2 protein-coding genes are annotated in these 2,102 nt (G+C 77.1%); both read left to right on the plus strand.

Translation table 11 applies throughout. The annotated features are described in order from the left end of the window. Positions 1 to 1,312 (plus strand): FtsX-like permease family protein (locus ACXJKG_RS20785; protein WP_456847620.1); only part of this gene is annotated, 1,312 nt, incomplete at its 5' end. A gap of 112 nt (positions 1,313 to 1,424) precedes the next feature. After that, on the plus strand, positions 1,425 to 2,102 hold a 678-nt coding region (locus tag ACXJKG_RS20790), incomplete at its 3' end, for a hypothetical protein (protein WP_456847621.1).

Consider the following 2,102-nt stretch of genomic DNA (forward strand, 5'->3'; position numbering starts at 1 on the left):
CGGCGGCGTCGGCGTCATGCTGGCGACGACGGTCCTGGCCCGCACCGGGCGCGGCGACCAGACGGTGCTGCTGAGCGTCGGGGTGCTGGCGGGCGCCCTGTCGTTCGTGGGCGTGCTGGTCGGCGCCGTGTTCTGGGTGCCCAAGGTCGTCTCGCTGACCGGGMGCCTGCTGGCCCGCACGGGGACCAGCGCACGGCTCGCGGCGGCGAACACGGTGCGCAACCCGCGCCGGACCGCCGCCACGAGCGCCGCGCTGCTCATCGGCGTCACGCTCGTCGCCATGATGAGCACCGGTGCCGCGAGCGCACGGGTGTCGCTGGCCCAGGAGCTCGACGAGCACTACCCGGTGGACCTGATGGTCGACGGCACGGTCCAGGACGGCGACCCGACCCTGTCGCCCGAGGTCGCCACCGCCGTGTCCGGGGTGGCCGGCGTCGACACCGTGCTCGAGATGCGCACGGCGCCGGTCCTGGTCGGCGACGCGTGGATCACGGTCGCGGCACCGGCACAGGGGTCCGCGGCGGACGTGGTGAGCGACCCGAGCACGGTCGAGGGCCTGACGGACGGCACGGTGCTGCTGCCGAAGATCTCGGCCGACGCCGCCTCCGACGGCGCCCTGCCGATCACCGCGTACGCGAGCCCCTGGGACGAGTCGGTGACCGCGCCCGGTGGCACGCCCGTCTCCCTCGTGCCGGTGGCCAGMGACCTGGGCGGGATCTACGGCCTGGTCACGCCCGCCACCCTGGAGGCGCTCGCCCCGTCGGCGCCCGTCTCGATGCTGTGGGTGAGCCTCGAGCCCGGCGCGGACGCGGCCCTCGTCCTGCAGGACGTCCGGGCGGCCCTGCCCGACACCCCGGCGGAGGTGACCAGCGCCGGCGCCCAGCGGGCCTCGTACGAGCGGGTGGTCGACACGCTGCTCGCGGTAGTCGTCGGCCTGCTCGGCGTGGCCGTGGTCATCGCCCTGATCGGCGTCGCCAACACGCTGTCGCTGTCCGTCCTCGAACGCCGCCGCGAGTCGGCGACCCTGCGGGCGATCGGGCTGTCGCGCCGCCAGCTGCGCTGGATGCTCGCGGTCGAGGGCATGCTCATCGCCGGCGTCGGCGCCGTGCTGGGCGCCGGGCTCGGTCTGCTCTACGGCTGGGCCGGCGCGGTGATCGTGTTCGGGCAGATCGGCGACGTGGTCCTGGTGGTCCCGTGGACCGATCTCGCGCTGCTGCTGGTCGTGGCGCTCGCGGCGGGCCTGCTCGCCTCGGTCCTGCCGGGCCGGTCCGCCGCCCGCACGTCCCCGGTGGCCGCGCTGGCGGTCGACTGACCGACCCCCACAGGCCCACCGAGACGACCGGTGGGCCTGTGGGCGGCACGGCGCGTCCCCGGGTCGTCGCGCCGGGACCTCGGGCACGACCGCGGCCGTGCAGGGTCGTCCGGTGCGGTTCACCCTGCTCCACCCCGACCCCGTGCGCGGTCCCGGTCTGGTCACCACGGACGTCGAGGCGGACGCCGGCACGCCGCTGGCGGCCCTGCGGCCCGCGTTGTCCCGCGTGAGCGGGTACGGCGGGTGGGCCGGCTCCTCCGTCGTGGCCGTCGACGACGTCCCCCTGGACGAGCACCACGTCGTCGGGCAGCCGCCGCTGGTCGAGGGCTGCGTCCTGCGCGTGGGCGTCGGTCCGCGCCCAGTCGCGTCGGCGGCCGCGCACGCGCCGTGGCACGTCGCGGTCGTCGCCGGGCCGGACTGCGGGGGGCTGGTCGCGCTCGCCGACGGCACCACAGTGACCGTCACGCCCGACGGCTCGGCGCCGGGCTCGAGGGTCCTCGAGGTGCAGGACCCGGCGCTCGAGGTGGTCCGCGTCCGCCTGCGCCACGGCCGCGTGCGGGTCCGGACCCAGCGCCGCTGGCGACGGTGGCGACCGGACCGGCCCGTGCGGACCGGCGGCACGACGCTCGTGCTGCGCTCCTCCCGCACCGACGACCCGGCGCCCGAGACGCCGCCCGACCCGTTCGGCCGGCCGGCGGCGTGGTTGACCCCGCTGGTCGGTTCCGTCGCGCTCGCGCTGGCGCTGCGGCAGCCGTTGCTGGCGGCGGCCGGCCTCGTCGCGCCTCTGCTC

This window comes from Cellulomonas sp. P5_C6, assembly GCF_054049635.1.